16 protein-coding genes are annotated in these 16,302 nt (G+C 59.4%); 12 read left to right on the forward strand and 4 right to left on the reverse strand.

The genetic code is table 11. From position 1 onward, the window contains the following. Nucleotide 1: 1 nt before the first annotated feature. The 11 genes from secD (at nt 2) to HDF10_RS14000 (ending at nt 10,536) form a co-directional block, all read left to right on the forward strand. Nucleotides 2-1,609, forward strand: a complete 1,608-nt coding sequence (gene secD / locus HDF10_RS13950; protein WP_183814403.1) for a protein translocase subunit SecD — start codon at nt 2-4, stop codon at nt 1,607-1,609. 47 nt (nt 1,610-1,656) lie between these two features. Beyond that, nucleotides 1,657-2,619, forward strand: coding sequence for a protein translocase subunit SecF (secF, locus tag HDF10_RS13955; protein ID WP_183814405.1), 963 nt, complete (start codon nt 1,657-1,659; stop codon nt 2,617-2,619). A 117-nt stretch (nt 2,620-2,736) separates the two neighbouring features. Beyond that, nucleotides 2,737-3,471, forward strand: a complete 735-nt coding sequence (locus HDF10_RS13960) for an energy transducer TonB (protein WP_183814407.1) — start codon at nt 2,737-2,739, stop codon at nt 3,469-3,471. Between the two features lie 116 nt (nt 3,472-3,587). Continuing rightward, nucleotides 3,588-4,331: a MotA/TolQ/ExbB proton channel family protein gene (locus HDF10_RS13965; RefSeq protein WP_179580542.1), complete on the forward strand. Its 744-nt coding sequence runs from the start codon at nt 3,588-3,590 to the stop codon at nt 4,329-4,331. A 148-nt stretch (nt 4,332-4,479) separates the two neighbouring features. Beyond that, the gene (locus tag HDF10_RS13970) at nt 4,480-4,926 is read left to right on the forward strand and encodes an ExbD/TolR family protein (protein WP_183814409.1); all 447 of its coding nucleotides are present in this window, start codon (nt 4,480-4,482) and stop codon (nt 4,924-4,926) included. 59 nt (nt 4,927-4,985) lie between these two features. Next, complete coding sequence (locus tag HDF10_RS13975; RefSeq protein ID WP_183814411.1) at nt 4,986-5,420, forward strand: ExbD/TolR family protein; 435 nt, start codon at nt 4,986-4,988, stop codon at nt 5,418-5,420. Nucleotides 5,421-5,571: 151 nt separating this feature from the next. Beyond that, nucleotides 5,572-6,666: an ABC transporter permease gene (locus tag HDF10_RS13980; RefSeq protein ID WP_260177882.1), complete on the forward strand. Its 1,095-nt coding sequence runs from the start codon at nt 5,572-5,574 to the stop codon at nt 6,664-6,666. Further along, nucleotides 6,659-7,333, forward strand: a complete 675-nt coding sequence (locus HDF10_RS13985; protein ID WP_183814413.1) for an ABC transporter ATP-binding protein — start codon at nt 6,659-6,661, stop codon at nt 7,331-7,333. The genes HDF10_RS13980 and HDF10_RS13985 overlap by 8 nt, the downstream gene beginning before the upstream one ends. Nucleotides 7,334-7,595: 262 nt before the next feature. After that, the gene (locus HDF10_RS13990) at nt 7,596-8,417 is read left to right on the forward strand and encodes a tetratricopeptide repeat protein (RefSeq protein ID WP_183814415.1); all 822 of its coding nucleotides are present in this window, start codon (nt 7,596-7,598) and stop codon (nt 8,415-8,417) included. 116 nt (nt 8,418-8,533) lie between these two features. Next, complete coding sequence (accC, locus tag HDF10_RS13995) at nt 8,534-10,051, forward strand: acetyl-CoA carboxylase biotin carboxylase subunit (RefSeq protein ID WP_183814417.1); 1,518 nt, start codon at nt 8,534-8,536, stop codon at nt 10,049-10,051. Further along, the gene (locus HDF10_RS14000; RefSeq protein WP_183814419.1) at nt 10,012-10,536 is read left to right on the forward strand and encodes an acyl-CoA carboxylase biotin carboxyl carrier protein subunit; all 525 of its coding nucleotides are present in this window, start codon (nt 10,012-10,014) and stop codon (nt 10,534-10,536) included. Before accC ends, HDF10_RS14000 begins: the two co-directional genes overlap by 40 nt. Nucleotides 10,537-10,881: 345 nt before the next feature. Here HDF10_RS14000 and HDF10_RS14005 read toward each other — a convergent pair whose 3' ends face one another. Genes HDF10_RS14005 through HDF10_RS14015 form a run of 3 tightly spaced genes read right to left on the reverse strand, consistent with a single transcriptional unit; the run spans nt 10,882 to nt 12,653 of the window. After that, complete coding sequence (locus HDF10_RS14005; RefSeq protein ID WP_183814421.1) at nt 10,882-11,598, reverse strand: permease prefix domain 1-containing protein; 717 nt, start codon at nt 11,596-11,598, stop codon at nt 10,882-10,884. Beyond that, on the reverse strand, nt 11,579-11,935 hold the full coding sequence (locus HDF10_RS14010) for a PadR family transcriptional regulator (protein WP_183814423.1): 357 nt from the start codon (nt 11,933-11,935) through the stop codon (nt 11,579-11,581). The genes HDF10_RS14005 and HDF10_RS14010 overlap by 20 nt, the downstream gene beginning before the upstream one ends. 46 nt (nt 11,936-11,981) lie before the next feature. Then, nucleotides 11,982-12,653 carry a hypothetical protein gene (locus HDF10_RS14015; protein WP_183814425.1) on the reverse strand — a complete coding sequence of 224 codons (672 nt, stop codon included), beginning with the start codon at nt 12,651-12,653 and terminating at the stop codon, nt 11,982-11,984. Between the two features lie 245 nt (nt 12,654-12,898). Here HDF10_RS14015 and HDF10_RS14020 point away from each other — a divergent pair, with 245 nt between their 5' ends. Continuing rightward, complete coding sequence (locus HDF10_RS14020; protein ID WP_183814427.1) at nt 12,899-13,339, forward strand: hypothetical protein; 441 nt, start codon at nt 12,899-12,901, stop codon at nt 13,337-13,339. Between the two features lie 14 nt (nt 13,340-13,353). Here the strand turns inward: HDF10_RS14020 and HDF10_RS14025 are convergent, their stop codons facing one another. Next, nucleotides 13,354-16,299, reverse strand: coding sequence for an FAD-binding and (Fe-S)-binding domain-containing protein (locus HDF10_RS14025; RefSeq protein ID WP_183814630.1), 2,946 nt, complete (start codon nt 16,297-16,299; stop codon nt 13,354-13,356). Nucleotides 16,300-16,302: the final 3 nt, after the last annotated feature.

Below are 16,302 nucleotides of genomic sequence, written 5' to 3' on the forward strand. Positions count from 1 at the left end.
CATGGGCAAGAATCTGGCCGGGAAATCGGCATTCATCGTTGCGGTACTGGTGATCTTCTGCTTCGGCATCGTGGGCATTCCACATGGCGGGCTCACGCAGTCGATCAAAGATCGTATCCACCTGGGGCTCGACCTTAAGGGCGGCACCCACCTGGTGCTTGAAGTGCATGTGGCTGAGGCGCTCGGCTCGGCTACGGACCGCGACGTGGCGAGGCTCGAGGGCGACCTGCAGAAGGCCGGAGTTGTCGGCGCTACTGTGGGTAAGACGGACCCGTCGCGGCCGCAGACGATCATCGTTTCGGGTATTCCGGCGGCGAAGTTGATCGATGCCCGCTCTGTGCTGCAAGGGACCGATTATTCGACTTATGACGTCATCACGACGGCCGATGGAAACTCAGCGCTGACGATGAAGGTTGGTGCGGTGCGTGATCTGGAGACGAGGACGCTCGATACCTCGATTGAGACGATCCGCGAGCGCATCGACAAGCTGGGTGTGAGCGAGCCTGTGATCCAGAAGTACGGGCTGGGCGAGAATCAGATACTGGTGGAGTTGCCGGGCGTTGATGATCCGGCGCGGGTGGAAGAGATTATTCAGTCGACCGCCAAGCTGTCGATTCACGCGGTGACGGGCGGTCCTTACGAGTCGGATCAGGCAGCGCTGCAGGCGAACGCCGGTGTGATTCCTCCCGACTCGATGCTGGTGCACGGCTCAGGTTCCGCCGGAGCACCGGACCAGATCTGGCTGCTGAAGCGGGTGAGCGAGGTGGAGGGCACGGACTTCCGTGATGCGCAGCCGGGACAGGACCAGAACGGCCGGCCGAACATCCGGTTCAACCTGACGACCGAGGCGGGTGATCGCTTCTACAAATACACCCAGGCTCATACTGCCTCAAGCGCGACTCCGGGTTCGATGGCGATTGTGCTGGATAACAAGGTTCGCGAGGTTGCAGGGATCCAATCGGCGATTCGCGATAGCGGCGAGATTACCGGTGCATTTACGCAGCAGCAGGCAAACGATCTGTCGCTGATGCTACGCACGGGCGCGCTGCCTGCTTCGATCTCCTACCTTGAGACGCGTACGGTTGGGCCGAGCCTTGGCGCTGCTTCGATCCATCAGGGCGTGGTCGCGGCGATCGCCGGAATGCTGGCGGTCATGATCTTCATGCTGATCTACTACAAGGGCGCGGGCATCAATGCGGATCTGGCGCTGATGCTGAACCTGGTGATCCTGCTTGGGTTCATGGGCTTCACCGGATCGACTCTGACGCTGCCCGGAATCGCGGGTGTGATCCTTACGATCGGTATGGGCGTGGACTCGAATGTGCTGATCTTCGAGCGCATTCGCGAAGAGCTTCGAGCCGGCAAGACGGCTGCGGCGGCGGTTCAGCAGGGGTTTGCCCATGCCTGGGTAACGATCATCGATACCCACGTGACGACCATCGTTTCGGCGATGATCCTGTTCCTCTTCGGTTCGGGTCCGGTGCGCGGGTTTGCGGTGACTCTGGCCTTCGGTCTGTTCGCCAACCTGTTTACCGCGGTGCTGGTGTCGCGCGTGATCTTTGACGCGATTCTGCAGAAGAAGGAACGCGGCGCGGCGCTGTCTATTTAGATTTTCGAGAGATTGCGGAGCCAGTGGCTGCCGCTGAGGGTTTGAGCTTGGAACTGTTTCGTACAACGAATATCGATTGGCTCGGGAAGAAGTGGTATTTCCTCGGGTTTTCCCTGATCTTTTCTGTCCTGGGTGTGTTGAGCATCCTGTTCTGGCACCACATCCCGCTGGGGGTCGACTTCAAGGGAGGCACGCAGGTTCGCGTTGCCTTTGACCAGACGCCGAATGAGGATCATATCCGGCAGGCGATGGACCGCGCGGGCGTGCACGATGCCCGGATTCAGCGCGTCAGCGATCCCAGCGGCCATGCGGCGAACAAGGTGATCATCGCGCTGCCCGAGTCGACGGCGACCGACCAGTCGCACGATGCGGGGCGGCAGAGTGTGGAGAGCGCCCTGACCGCCAACTACCACGACTCTGCGTTTACGGTGGAGCAGGTTGAGATTGTCGGACCTACGGCTGGGAAACAGCTGCAGAAGCAGGCGTGGCTGGCGACGCTGTACTCGCTGATCGGAATGCTGATCTACCTGTGGTTCCGGTTCGAGCTGATCTATGGCGTGGCGGCCGTCGTGGCGGTGTTCCATGACACGCTGATCACGGTTGGCGCATTTAGTTTGACGAATCAGGAGATAACCCTTACCGTTATCGCTGCAATCCTGACGTTGATTGGTTATTCGATGAACGACACCATCGTCGTCTTCGACCGCATTCGCGAGAATCTGGCGCTTTCGCGGAGGGAGTCGCTGCATGATGTCGTCAATCGGAGTATCAACCAGACGCTGAGCAGAACAGTCATCTCGTCGGGTCTGACCTTCCTGACGGTGCTTTCGCTGTATCTGTTTGGCGGTGAGGTCTTGCACGGGTTTTCCTTTGCGCTTGTGGTCGGCATCCTGATTGGCACCTACTCGTCGATCGCTGTGGCGGCACCGATGCTGGTGGCGTACCAGGACTGGCGAGTGAGCAAGGGCAAGTCGGTGACGTTACCTGCGGGTAAGCGCGCCAAGGTGTAGGGATCGGCTGTTCTGCCGATGTAGTAGGTCGGGAACAAAAAGAATTGGCTGGGAACAAAAAGCAGCAACGTGGTGTCTAAAGAAAAATAGCTCTTCTTCACAGTAAAGAGGCTGCATATGTTCGAATCCTCGTTGATGGAATCCGGTGGCCAGATCAAGACCAAGTCCAAGTACTGGATGATTGGGACCTTTATCTTCAATGGCGCAATCCTGGCAACCATGATCCTTATTCCGCTGCTGTATCCGGAGGCTTTGCCGAAGACGGCAATGACTGCGATGCTGACAGCGCCGCCTCCACCCCCACCGCCACCCCCACCGCCGCCGCCGCAGCAGATCGTCAAGCCGATCAAGATGGTGTCAGAGATTGACGCAGGTCTTCACGCTCCTACGAAAATTCCAAAAGATATCAAGATGCTGAAGGAAGATGCTGCACCTCCTCCGCAGGTCGCCGGTGTTGCCGGCATGGCGGGTATGGGTAGCGGTAGCGGCGTCCCGGGTGGCGTTATGGGCGGCATCGGCACGGCGCCGACTCCGGTTGTCAAAGTTGCTCCACCGAAGGGTCCTCAGCGCGTCTCAAGCGGCGTAGTGGCAGGTAACAAGCTTTCGGGGTCGAATCCGGTTTATCCGCCGATTGCAAGGGCTGCTCACGTCTCAGGTGCCGTGGTGCTGCATGCGGTGATCTCGAAGGCGGGCACGATTGAAAAACTCGAGGTCGTCAGCGGTCCTGAGATGCTTCGCTCTGCGGCGGTTTCGGCGGTTCAAGGGTGGCGCTACAAGCCGTACTTCCTGAACGGCGAGCCCACCGAAGTGGACACGCAGATAACTGTCAACTTCAACTTCGGCGGCGGCTAAACCAAGGTTGATCACGCAACTACGTCTCTCGCGGGTCTCCCAAAGGTGTCGAACTTTTGGGGGATTCCCGGGTCAAGATTCTGAAAGTTAGAGTTCTACCAGGAGGAAATATTCCAGTGATTCTCGCTCATCTAGCAACAACCTTCGCTCACGTTCCCGCTTCCCTCGCCCTGTACTTTGAAGAGGCGCAGGTGAGCTTCAGTGTTATGGGTCTCTGGTCCAACATGGGCTGGCTGGCTCGTTGCGTTGTCATCTTCCTTTTCATCATGTCGATCTGGTCGCTCGCTGTGATCATCGATCGCGCTCTTTACTTCTCTGCAGCCCGCAAGCAGTCTCGTGAGTTTGCGCCGAAGGTTGCCGGCGCGTTGAAGGACGGCCGCCTGGATGAGGCGATCAAGGTTGCTGACCGTTCCAAGAAGTCGCACCTCGCCGAAGTTGTTACGGCTGGTCTGCAGGAGTTCCGCAGCTTCGGTTCCGGCGGCACGATCACCGACGAGCAGATCGAGAGCTCCAAGCGCGCACTTGAGCGCTCTGAGGCTATCGTTCATGCAAAGCTGAAGCGCGGTCTGGGCGGTCTGGCAACCATCGGTTCGACGGCGCCGTTTATCGGTCTGTTCGGTACCGTAGTCGGCATTTTGAACGCCTTCCAACAGATCGCAACTCAGAAGACCTCTGGTATCGGCGCGGTTGCCGGCGGTATCTCGGAGGCCCTCGTAACGACCGCCTTCGGTCTGCTGGTCGCCATCCCTGCCGTTATGACGTTCAACTACTTCACTGGTAAAGTCGAGGCTTTCGACGTCGAAATGGACAATAGCTCGAGCGAACTGGTCGACTACTTCATCAAGCAGAGCCACCGGTAGGGCTTCGGCCCAAGCGTAAGACCAAGCAAGCAATACTCTGCGGGAATCACAGCTCTGAGGCCCTCCGGATGTCGCCAGCGAACGGCAGCCGGAGGCCGAACGGGCATCGCAGTAAAGCAAATACAGCAAACCGGACGGAGCATACGTTATGGGTATCAATAAGCGGGAGGAAGGCAAGAAGGTCAACTCCAACATCAACGTGACGCCGATGGTGGACGTGATGCTGGTGTTGCTGATCATCTTCATGGTCATCACTCCCATGCTGAACAATAAGGTCAACGTAGACCTGCCAAAGGCTGATGCCGCGGTGGTGATGGAAGATGCCAACAAGGAAGACGCCGTTGTTGTCGCTGTGACCCGCGATGGCAGGACCTTTCTGGGCGGCGACCAGGTAACGCTCGATGATCTTGGACCCAAGATCGCGGCGAAGCTGGAGAATAAGACCAGCAAAGAGGTCTTTATGCGCGCGGACATCCGCGCCAACTATGGCAAAGTGATGGACGCGGTTGATGGAATCCGGTCCGCCGGTGTGAGCCAGCTTGGCCTGCTGACCGAAAGAACAGACGACAGCGGAACGGCGACTACAAAGAAGTAGACATGTAGGGTATCGAACTCGAATTTATTGGAGCGGTAAGAGTATCCGAGGAGATTGCTATGGGAATGGGTGGTGGAAATACCGGCGGAGCGATGTCGGACATGAATGTAACGCCGCTGATCGACGTTCTTCTGGTGCTGTTGATCATCTTCATGGTCATCGTGCCTGTAACGCCTCGAGGCCTGGAGACGCTGGTCCCTCAGCCGCCCAAGGAGCACCACGATGATCCGGTCAACGACCGTACGATCGTCGTGCAGGTGCTGTCGAATGGAGCGGCTGCGCCCGCTTACAAGATCAACGACAACTCTTTCAACAAGTCGGATCTTGAACCCAAGCTTGCCGAGATCTTTGCGACCCGGCAGGAGAAGGTCATGTTCGTCAAAGGCGACAAGGATCTGGACTTCAGCAAGGTTGCTGAGGTTATCGACTTCGGTCATCAAGCCGGAGTAGATAACATTGGTCTCATCACGCCCCGGGTTGAAGCCGGACAGTAATTCAGTAACGAAGCTCTTGCGTAGGCGACTGGTCCCGGGGATCAGTCGCCTGAAGTTTTGTGTAGGTGCTTTTTGTTGAGCGAGTGTCCGCGCGCCCAAATTTCGTTCAGCCTTTAACTCTAGGCGCGCCGATTTCTATTAGAATCTTGTCTTGCTCAATAAGCTGATCTTCGCGAATCTTGGCCATCGACCGGTCCGTACCCTGCTGAGCGTGCTTGCAATTGCGGTTGAGGTGACGATGATCCTGACGCTGGTCGGGGTCAGTCACGGGACGCTGGATCAGTCTGCGCAACGGGCGCGTGGTGTTGGCGCTGATATCTGGTTTCGGCCGCCCGGATCTTCAGCGATCGGGCTGAGCTCGGCTCCGATGAGCGATAAGATTCCCGCCCTGCTCATGAAGGAGCCGCATGTCACGTTCGCGATGGGGACGATGGTTCAACCTCTCTCCGGCTTCGATGCGATGACAGGACTCGATCTTGACGATTTTCGAAGACTGAACGGAGGGTTTCACTATTTGAAGGGTGGGCCGCTGGTCAACGATAACGACGTGGTCGTAGATGAGTACTATGCTCAGCAAAAAAAACTCCATGTGGGCGATACCCTCAATCTGGTCAATCACGATTGGAAACTAGTCGGAATCATTGAATCGGGTAAGCTCTCCCGCATCTGCGTAAAGCTGCCAATGTTGCAGACGCTGACTGGAAACCCTGGCCACCTCAGCCAGATCTTCCTCAAGGTCGACGACCCAAAGGATGCGCAATCTGTGGTGGACGCTTTGCGAGTGAAGTATCACGGCTACCAGATCTACACGATGGAAGAGTTCACCTCGATGCTCTCTATCAGCAACGTCGGGATGCTGAAGAGCTTCATTGGAGTCGTGATCGGAGTCGCGGTGATCGTGGGCTTCATTGTGGTGTTTATGGCGATGTACACGGCGGTGTTGGAACGAACGCGGGAGATTGGGATCTTGAAGGCCGTGGGCGGCTCTTCCGGGCTGATTTTGAATATCCTGTTTCGCGAGACGCTGCTGCTGGCGCTGCTGGGTTCGGTGGTCGGCATTCTCCTGACCTACGGGACGCAATGGCTGATGAAACATGCCGTGCCGGCAAGCCTGGTGCAGGAGACGGTCTATGGCTGGTGGCCGATAGCAACCGGCATTGCGGTCGTGGGGGCGCTGTTGGGGGCCATCGTCCCCGGCATCAAAGCGGTGAAGCAGGATGTCACGGAGGCTCTGTCGTATGAGTGAGCCGCCGATTATTAAGGTGCGCAGTTTAACCAAGACTTACCAGGTGGGAGAGGTCGCGGTGCATGCGCTGCGCGGCGTGGATCTCGACATCCGGAAGGGTGAGTTTGCCGCGATCATCGGCGCATCGGGTTCGGGCAAGTCGACCCTCTTTCATATTCTGGGTGGTCTGACGCCGATGACAACGGGGACCGTGCAGCTCAATGGCCGCGATATGGCGGGCATGACCAACGCCGAGCGGACGGAGCTTCGCAAGACCACGGTGGGGTTCGTGTTTCAGAAGTACAACCTGCTGCCAACCCTGTCTGCGGAAGACAATATCCGGATTGTGCAATATATCGGGGGCCGGGATACGGTGTTCGACCCGGCATTCCAGGAGATTCTCAAGCTGCTTGGGATCACCGACAGGATGAAACACAAGCCTCGTGCCCTCTCTGGCGGCCAGCAGCAACGGGTGGCGATTGCGCGCGGACTGGTGAATTCACCGGCGATTTTGCTCGCCGACGAGCCTACGGGCAATCTGGACAGTGAGAACTCGGCGGCAGTGCTGAAGTTGATCAAGGACCTGAACCGCCGCCTGGGGCAGACGATTCTAATGATCACTCATGACGCCGATGCCGCTTCCTATGCGGACAGGATCGTCAAGATGCGGGATGGGCGTATAGTGTAGGCCACTTTTGTTTGCGTTCCGGCTAGCCCTCTAGCGCTGGCACGCATCGTATCTCGAAGAGCAGTTCGAACTAGGCAGAAGCTCCATAGTTGTAGTACAAAAGACCGACATTATTTCCTTTTGAAGAAGGGAAAGAAAGCTGCTCTAGTCACGTTAGGACATATACCATTACAATCAAGCGAAAGCCGAAACTTGGTTATGTAGTCTTTCCCGGTCTTTGGAATAGAAACTCGCGCCCATTTTGAAGGAGATGATTCGCCCAATGAAATTCACCGCACGGATTCCGGTTACGGCTGCTTTGCTGGCGCTGATGCTTATCACTGCAACCGGGTGTAATCGCCTGAAGGCTCGGGACCAGCTGACCAAGGGAGTGCAGGCATTTAAGAATGCACGATACGAAGAGGCGGTAAACCACTTCCAGAATTCGATCGCTCTCGATCCGAACTACGAAGACGCGAAGCTATATCTCGCCACCGCTTACTCGTATCAGGTAGTGCCGAATCTGGACACGCCGGAGAACCTTGCGATCGCGCAGAAGGCCCTGGACGGCTTCAACGCTGTTCTGGCGAAGGATCCCAACGATCTGACCGCGCTGAAACAGATTGCGTCGATCAATCGCAATATCAAGAAGTTTGATATTGCGAAGGAATACGAGAAAAAGGTTATCGCGATTGCGCCAAACGATCCGGAGGCCTATTACACCGTTGGCTTCGTAGACTGGACGCTGGCTTATAAAAATGCAATCACGATTCTTGCGGCGGATGGGTTGACCGATCAGGGTGATGGGAACCCCAAGAAGAGCAAGGGGGCGTGCCAGAAGCTGCAGGCTGCCAATACCGATCTCGTGAATGAGGGACTTCAGTATCTGAACAAGGCTGTCGAGCTGAACCCGACCTATGATGACGCCATGCAGTACCTGCAGCTGACGTATCGCCGTAAGGCGGATCTGGAGTGCGGGGATGAAGCGGCTCGCAAGGCTGATATGGCCCAGGTCGATTCCTGGATCCAGAAGGCCATGGGCGCTCGCAAGGAAAATGAACTGAAGAAGGAAAAGGCAACGCAGGGCGGCGTTTCAATGCAGTAGCTTTCATTGCGTGTTGTGATACCGGAGGCCTCCCAGAACGGGAGGCCTCTTTTGCGTTCAGGTCAGTATCGGTTTTGACTCGATGAGTCGATCGCCGTCTGCGGTAGAATGGCCGCTTGCGACGGTCGATAAAAAAAGTGTTGATTGCGAACCGCGGGGAGATTGCGCTGCGGGTAATTCGTGCGTGCCGGGAGATGGGGATCGCCACGGTGGCGGTTTACTCGGATGCCGACCGGGGAGCCTTGCATGTGCTGCATGCGGATGAGGCCTACCGGCTGGGGCCGGCACCGGCGGCGGAGAGCTATCTGCGGGGGGATCTTATCCTGGAGGTGGCGCGGCGGACGGGCGCGGACGCGGTGCACCCTGGGTACGGGTTCCTGTCGGAGAATGCGGAGTTCGCCGAGGCTTGCGCCAAGGCAGGGGTGACGTTCATTGGGCCTCCGGCGAGCGCGATGCGGATGCTGGGCTCGAAGACCAAGGCGCGGCAGGCGGCGGATGCGGCTGCGATGCCTCGTGTTCCGGGGAGCGTGACGGGGCTAGCCGATGTGGCCGAGGCGTTGCGCGTGGCTGCCGGAATCGGTTATCCGGTGATGCTGAAGGCTGCGGCTGGAGGCGGTGGGAAGGGCATGCGGGCGGTGACGCGGGCGGAGGATCTCGGGGCGGCGTTTACGGCGGCCAGCAGCGAGGCGGAGCGGAGCTTCGGGTCGGGCGAGGTATATCTGGAGAAGCTCATCGAGCGGCCTCGCCATATAGAGATCCAGTTGATGGCAGATGAGCATGGGAGCTGCGTGTATCTGGGCGAGCGGGAGTGCTCGGTGCAGCGACGGCACCAGAAGGTGATCGAAGAGGCTCCTTCCGCAGTGGTAAGCGAGGATCTTCGGCGGAGAATGGGCGAGGCTGCGGCTCGACTGGCGCTCTCGGCTGGGTATGTGAACGCGGGGACGGTCGAGTTCCTGGTGGATGATGCGGAGAACTTCTACTTCCTGGAGATGAATACGCGGCTGCAGGTAGAGCATCCTGTGACCGAGATGGTGACTGGGTTGGATCTGGTTCATCTGCAGCTTCGCGTGGCGATGGGTGAGCCTCTGCCGTTGACGCAGGAGGATGTTCGGCTGCGCGGACATGCGATCGAATGCAGGATCTACGCGGAGGATCCGGAGAATCATTTTTTCCCGTCGCCGGGGTTGATTACGCGGCTGATTCAGCCGAGTGGGCCGGGGATTCGTGAAGACTGCGCGGTGTATGAGGGGTGGAATGTGCCGCTGGACTACGATCCGATGCTGTCGAAGCTGGTGGCGTTTGCGCCGACGCGGGAGCAGGCCATCGACCGGATGCTGCGGGCGCTGGAGGAGTATGTGATTGGCGGGATCAAGACCAACATCGGGCTGTTTCGGCGGATTCTGATGGATGAAGATTTTCGCGCCGCGCGGATCGACACGGGGTATCTGGAGAGGTTGCTGGCTGAGCCGGCCGCCCCGGTGTCGGAGGATGTCCCAGAGGACGTGGTGGCGCTGGCGGCGGCGCTGTTTGCGGCCTCTGCGCGGCGGGAGACGGTGGGGGCGCCGAGTGTCTCCGGTGTCTCCGAGGAGAGCCGATGGGCTGTGGCCGGGCGGCGGGAGGGGTTGCGACTGTGACGGTCTGGCTTGAGGTTGGGGGAGAGAAGCGGCGGGTTGAGCTTCCGGCTGAGTTCGGCGCGGGGATGGAGTGCTCGGTGGACGGGCGGCCGATTGTGGCGGATGTGAGGGTGCTGCAGGCTGGAGTGTTGTCTTTGTTGATTGACGGGCGGCAGTACCGGTGCGTCCTGGATGGCGATGGGGTGGTGATCGGGGGGCGGCGGTTCGAGTTTGAGGTTGCGGATCCGCGGTCGCTGCAGGGGCGGCGGGGGGCGGGGGCTGGGACGGATGGGCCCCGTCCGGTGAAGGCTCCTATGCCTGGCCGGATGGTGCGGGTGCTGGTGGAGGTGGGCGATGCGGTCGAGGAGGGACAGGCGCTGATCGTGATTGAGGCGATGAAGATGCAGAATGAGCTGAAGTCGCCCAAGACCGGACGTGTGGCGAGGATTGCGGTTGCGGTCGGCGATGCGGTCGGCTCCGGGGATGTGCTAGTCGTAGTTGAGTAGAGAAGTTGAGCAGCGGGTTTCTCGTGACGGCCCGGTTCATTTTCTCTCCTCTCTCCGGGCGGGGGTACCCCCTCCCCCTGGGGGTATTTTTCGCGCAAACCAATTAGAATCATGGATTTGCGGGCGATGAGTGTCTGCAAACCATTGATTTCATGTGACTTGTTTACAAAATATTATAAATGAATGAGTTGCCGGCTAATGGCAGAGGCCCCCGATTGCTCGGGGGCCTCTTTTGTTTCTCTGTATCAGTATAGCGGTTGGAGGATAACTCATACGCCACGCGAATGTGCTGGATTTGCGCGGGTTTCGAGGTTTTGGGGCTTGACAGCTTTTTGGCAGCAAAAATCAGGTCGATATTCCGCGTCGCTGCTGGAATCGCCAAAGGAGGTACGGAAGGACTGTTGGCAAGAAGATCAGCAGGGCTTGAGACAGGAGATCGGGAATTCCCTGGGGGAGAGGTCCAATTGAGAAGCTCATGCTGATATGTCCGGCTTTGCCGGCAGGGAGGTTTGGACGAAGGGCGTGGACTTTGGCTGTGACCCCGATCAGAGTAAGCAGAGTCCAGCCGATGGTGGGCCAAACCAGATTGAATCGTTGACGGGCGGCGATTAGTCCGATTGCCCAACCGATGAGAGTTGGCGCGGCGAAGTAGAGCGACCGACCGATGCCGAAGTAAAGAATCGCAAGACCATCGATGCGGACGAAGGGCGAATCGAATCCCGGCAGGAAGATTCGCCAGCCAGACCACAAGATGAGACAGGCAATGAAGTAGGCCGCTGCGAGGAGCGAGATCGGGGCGAGGCAGAAGATGGCCCACGGCGCCCTGACGCTCCAGGATTGGAGTTGACGCTGGGCTGTCATCGCCTTGGCGAGATCGTCAGTTGTCCCGAGTCGGAGGAGCGCCTCGGACGTCGCCTCTGCTGGGCTGCGGCCTGCGCGTTCTTCTTCCGCTGTGAGGTCGGCCAGATGGTCGGCAAGTTCGCTCAGATAACGTTTCACATACCGCGGCGCTACCCCAGCCCGAAGCAGGCGTTCGCGGAGTTCATGGAATGGCTTGGCCATGGTGCCCTCCCGTCAGCATGGTTTGGATTGCGGTGGCCAGGTTGGTCCAGGTCTTCGAGAGAGTGGCTAACCGTTTCGCTCCGACGGGCGTTACGGAGTAGTAGATACGGCTGCGACGGTTGACGGTCTTGCGCCGGGACTTGAGCGCTCCGTCGCGTTCGAGTCCGTGGAGCACCGGATAGACGACGCCTTCGCCGACTGCGATCACGGCGCCGGTGCGGCTGCGGATTGCCTCGACGATCTCATAGCCATACATCTCCTCGTGCTGGAGGAGCCTGAGGATGAGGAGCTCCGGAACTCCATTCATAAAGTTCGGATTGGTCTCGCGGGGAGCCATCAAGGGTACAATACCTTGTGGTTCGAGGTATTGCAAGAACCAACTGTCAGTCGGGGTGTGCGGCGAGGAATTTTTTGTAGGACTGATCGAGTGACTTCATGAAGGACTCGACGAGGGTGAGCTGGCCCTGGAGGACTTCGATCTTCTGCTTGATGTCGTTGGCCTGGCCTTCGGTTGGGTCGGGGTCGGAGGCGGCGGTGTTCATGAAGGGAGCGAGACTGATGATGGCGTCGCGTGCGGCCTGGCGTTCGGCATCGTTGAGTTCGTTTTGAGTGTTGTAGATGTCGGAGTACTCCTCGGCCTGGGAGTAGGGCATGTAGGAGAGAGCGGTGGTGGACTGCGCGGTCTTCCAGCTTACGTCGTCGAAGGCGCGGATGCCGAAGGCAATCTCCATGTGTTCGTCTGGTGGAGTCTTGTGATTTTTGATGATGTATTTGAGGACGTCGACATCATGCTTCAGGTCGGCCTGGTTCTTGTGCAAAGTAGCGAGGGCGTCAGGCAGGCCCATGGCGTTGCTTTGGATCTCGGCGTGGAGGCTGGCTTCGGCCTCGTGGACGAGGTGGCGGTGGTGCCGCCACTCGACACAGCCTTCGAGGCTGAGGGCGATTAGCAGGCCGATGGTGATGGTCAGGAGATGAAGCAGAAAGTCTCGCCAGCCATGAATCGGTTCATGGGGAGGATGCACATCGATCACGGTGGGGACCTCGTCGAGATTCATTGGGGACTAGGGTAGCAAACGTTTGGACGAGATGCATGTCTTGAAGGCTGGAGGTTGTCGGCCGGGTTGGTGTTTTTGGGTAAATCTGAACAGGACGGCTGATCGTGGCGCGAGGCCTGGATTCAGAGGCGGCTTTCTTCTCCGCGATGGTGCTACTTGATTTGTAACCAAAAAAGTGATATAATACTAAAGGTTACTTTGCCGCAAACGCGACAGGGGGACGATCAGGTATTTAAGGAGCCGTGATGAAAGATTTCGATAAAGAGGTAGAAGACTTTCTCAAGCAATTTGAGAGAAACGCTAACGTCGGGAGTGCTGAAGAGATTGTGGAGCAGTTTGCCGATGTCTTTATGGCGGCCGATCCAAGCGGCGCGCGTGCAGTGCCGTCTTCGAAGCTGCTGATGGCGATCCCGCAGCGAAAGAAGCTGTTTGAGAGTGTGGGAGGCGGAGCAACTGCGCTGGCATCGGTGGAGCTGACGAGGCTGGATGATCGATACGTTTTGCTGAAGACCGAGTGGTTGATGAAGTTGAATCGAGGAGGCGGGCCAGGCGAGGACCTTACTTTGCGTTCGACGTTTGTGCTGTATCGATCGGACGATGGGTTGAAGATCGTCTTCTATTTGAATCATGAGGATCTGATGTCTGTTCTGCGAGAGAGGGGATCTCCGCCGCCGGATAAGCCTTAGTCCGGTTGGGTCGTTTAGTCCTGAGGAGACCGGGCGAGGACCTCGGCTAGATGCATGGGTTTGGCTTTGGTGTTTTGGGTGACCTGCTCGGCGCAGCTGAAGCCGTCGGTGACGAGGATGGTGTTGGCGGCTTTGTTGCGGACGGCTGGGAGTAGGACGCGCTCGCCTAGTGTTTGCGAGATTTCATACTTGTCCTTTTCGAAGCCGAAGGGGCCGGCCATGCCGCAGCAGCCGGAGTCGAGGAGCTCCACGTCGGCACCGGTGAGACGGAGTAGGGCTATTTCGTCTTGCATGCCCATGGTGGCGCGGTGGTGGCAGTGGCCGTGGACGAGGATCTTCTCGTCAAGTTGCGGCGGCTTGTAGTTGGGCGCGTGTTTGACGAGGAACTCGCTGAGGAGGAAGGTCTGGTCGCGGAGTTTTTGTGCGCGGGGATCGTGGGGCAGGAGGTTGGTGAGCTCGTCGCGGAAGACGGAGGCGCAGGAGGGTTCGAGCACGACGATGGGGGTGCCGGCTTGTAGCTGCGCGGTGAGTGCGTTGAGGGTTTTGAGGAGATAGTCTTTGGCGGTGTCGAGCATGCCGAAGTCGTAGAGGGGGCGACCGCAGCAGAGGTGTTGCGTGGGGAGCGTGACGCGGAAGCCGGCAGTGGTGAGGACGTTGTGCGCGGCACGCATGGCGGCCGGATGGAAGTAGTTGTTGAAGGTGTCGGCCCAGAGGAAGACCTCGGGGGCTTCGGCAGGGAGCGGGATGCGGCGGTCGCGGCGGCGTTGAGGATCGCGGGCGAGGCGTCGATCGGGAGTGAATGGTTTGGAGAAGCGAGGGAAGGTGCGGTTCGGGTGGATGTGGAGGAGCTTCTTCATGATGGTGCTGATGAGAGGCGTGTGGTTGATGGTGTTGACGAAGTGCGGCGCGTAGGAGGCGAGGCGGGCGAAGACGTCTATGCGGCCGAAGGCGTAGTGAGAGATGGGGCGGGATTCGCCGTCGTAGTGGTGGGCGAGGAACTCGGATTTGTAGGTGGCCATGTCGACCGAGACGGGGCACTCGGACTTGCAGGCTTTGCAGGCGAGGCAGAGATCGAGGGACTCTTTGACCTGCTTGTTCTTCCACTGGTCTGGGAGGACTTCGCCCTGCATGAGTTCCCAGAGGAGATGGGCGCGGCCGCGGGTGGAGTGGAGCTCTTCGCCGGTGGCCATGAAGCTAGGACACATGGTGCCGGCGTCGGTTTTGCGGCAGGCTCCTACGCCTACGCAGCGGAGATTGGCGTCGGCGAAGGAGCCGTTGTTCTCGGCGTAGGCGAAGTGTGTCTTGGGGTGCCAGGGGTTGTAGTCGGCGCCGAGGCGGAGGTCTTCGTGCGGCTGGTGGGCGTCGATGAGCTTGTTGGGGTTCATGCGGTTGGTGGGGTCGAAGACGCGCTTGAAGGTGCGGAAGGCGTGCATCAACTCTTCACCGAACATCTTGGGGAGGAGCGCGCCGCGGGCCTGGCCGTCGCCGTGTTCGCCGGAGAGGGAACCGCCGTGGGCGAGGGCGATGTCGGCGGCGCGGTCCATGAACTGGCGGAATTTGAGGATGCCTGCTTCGGTTTGGAGGTCGAAGTTGTGGCGCATGTGGACGCAGCCCTGGCCGAAGTGGCCGTACATGGGACTGCGGTAGCCGTACTCGTTCATGAGGGCGAAGATGGCGCGGAGATAGCTGCCGAGCTGGGTGGGGTCGACGGCGGCGTCCTCCCAGCCTTCCCAGCCTGTGCCGACGCCGGGGATGAAGGCGGTGGCGCCGAGGGCGGACTCGCGGATGCGCCAGACGCTTTTGGCTTCGGCGGGGGTGTAGATGCGGGAGGTCGCGTCAGGCGCGATGGTTTTGAGTGAGGCGACGAGGGCGCGTGCTTTGGTGTTGGCTTCGGGTTGGGTGTCTGCGCCGAATTCGACGATGAGGAATCCGTTGCCGCCGGGGAGGAGCTTGAGCTCTTCGGCGAACTTCTGCTTGCGGCGCATGGCGTCGAGGAGGAGACCGTCCATGCCTTCGAAGCCGATGGGTTTGTGCTCGAGGATCTGGGGGACGTGGTCGGCGGCGAGGAAGATGTCGGGGAAGCCGACGCCGACGAGGGTGCGGCAGGGTGGGGACTGGACGAGCTGGAGGGTGGCTCCGAGGATGATGGCGCAGGTGCCTTCGCTGCCGACCAGGGCTCGGGCTACGTTGAAGGAGTTTTCGGGGAGAAGCTCGTCGAGGTTGAAGCCGGAGACGCGGCGGGGGATGTTGGGGAATTTCTCACGGACCTGCGCGGAGTAAGTGTCGCGGAGGGATTTGAGGGTTGCGTAGATTTCGCCGGTGCGGCCTCCGGTGGCGATGTGGGCGGCGAGTTCGTCCTCTGGGGTGGGGCCTACGGTTAGGCGGGTGCCATCGTAGAGGAGGAGGTCGAGGGTGGCGATGTTGTCGACGGTCTTGCCGCCCATGAGGCCGTGAACGCCGCAGGAGTTATTACCGATCATGCCGCCGATGGTGCAGCGGCTGTGGGTGGCGGGGTCGGGGGCGAATGTGAGGTTGAACTTTTCGGCGGCGTCGCGGACCCGGTCGAGAACGATGCCGGGTTGGGCTTTGACTGTGCGATTGACCGTGTCGATCTCGCCCATGCCGTTCATGTATTTGGAGAAGTCGAGGATGACGGCGGCGTTGCAGCCCTGGCCGGCAAGCGAGGTTCCTGCTCCGCGGGTGAGGATGGGAGCGTTGAAGCGGCGGCAGAGCGCGACTGTGGCGATGACGTCGGCTTCGTCGCGGGGGAGGACGACGCCGATGGGGATGTGGCGGTAGTTGGAGGCGTCGGTGGAGTAGAGGGCTTTGGAGACGGGATCAAAGCGGACTTCGCCGCGGATCTGCTCACGGAGGAGCTGGCAGAGTTCGTCGGCGTCGGCGAAGGTGTCGTGTGCGCGGGCGTGGGAGCTCGGCAGGACGACGAATGGGGAGGTGGACATCAT

This window comes from Tunturiibacter empetritectus, assembly GCF_014201375.1.
Taxonomy (GTDB): Bacteria; Acidobacteriota; Terriglobia; order Terriglobales; family Acidobacteriaceae; genus Edaphobacter; species Edaphobacter lichenicola_D.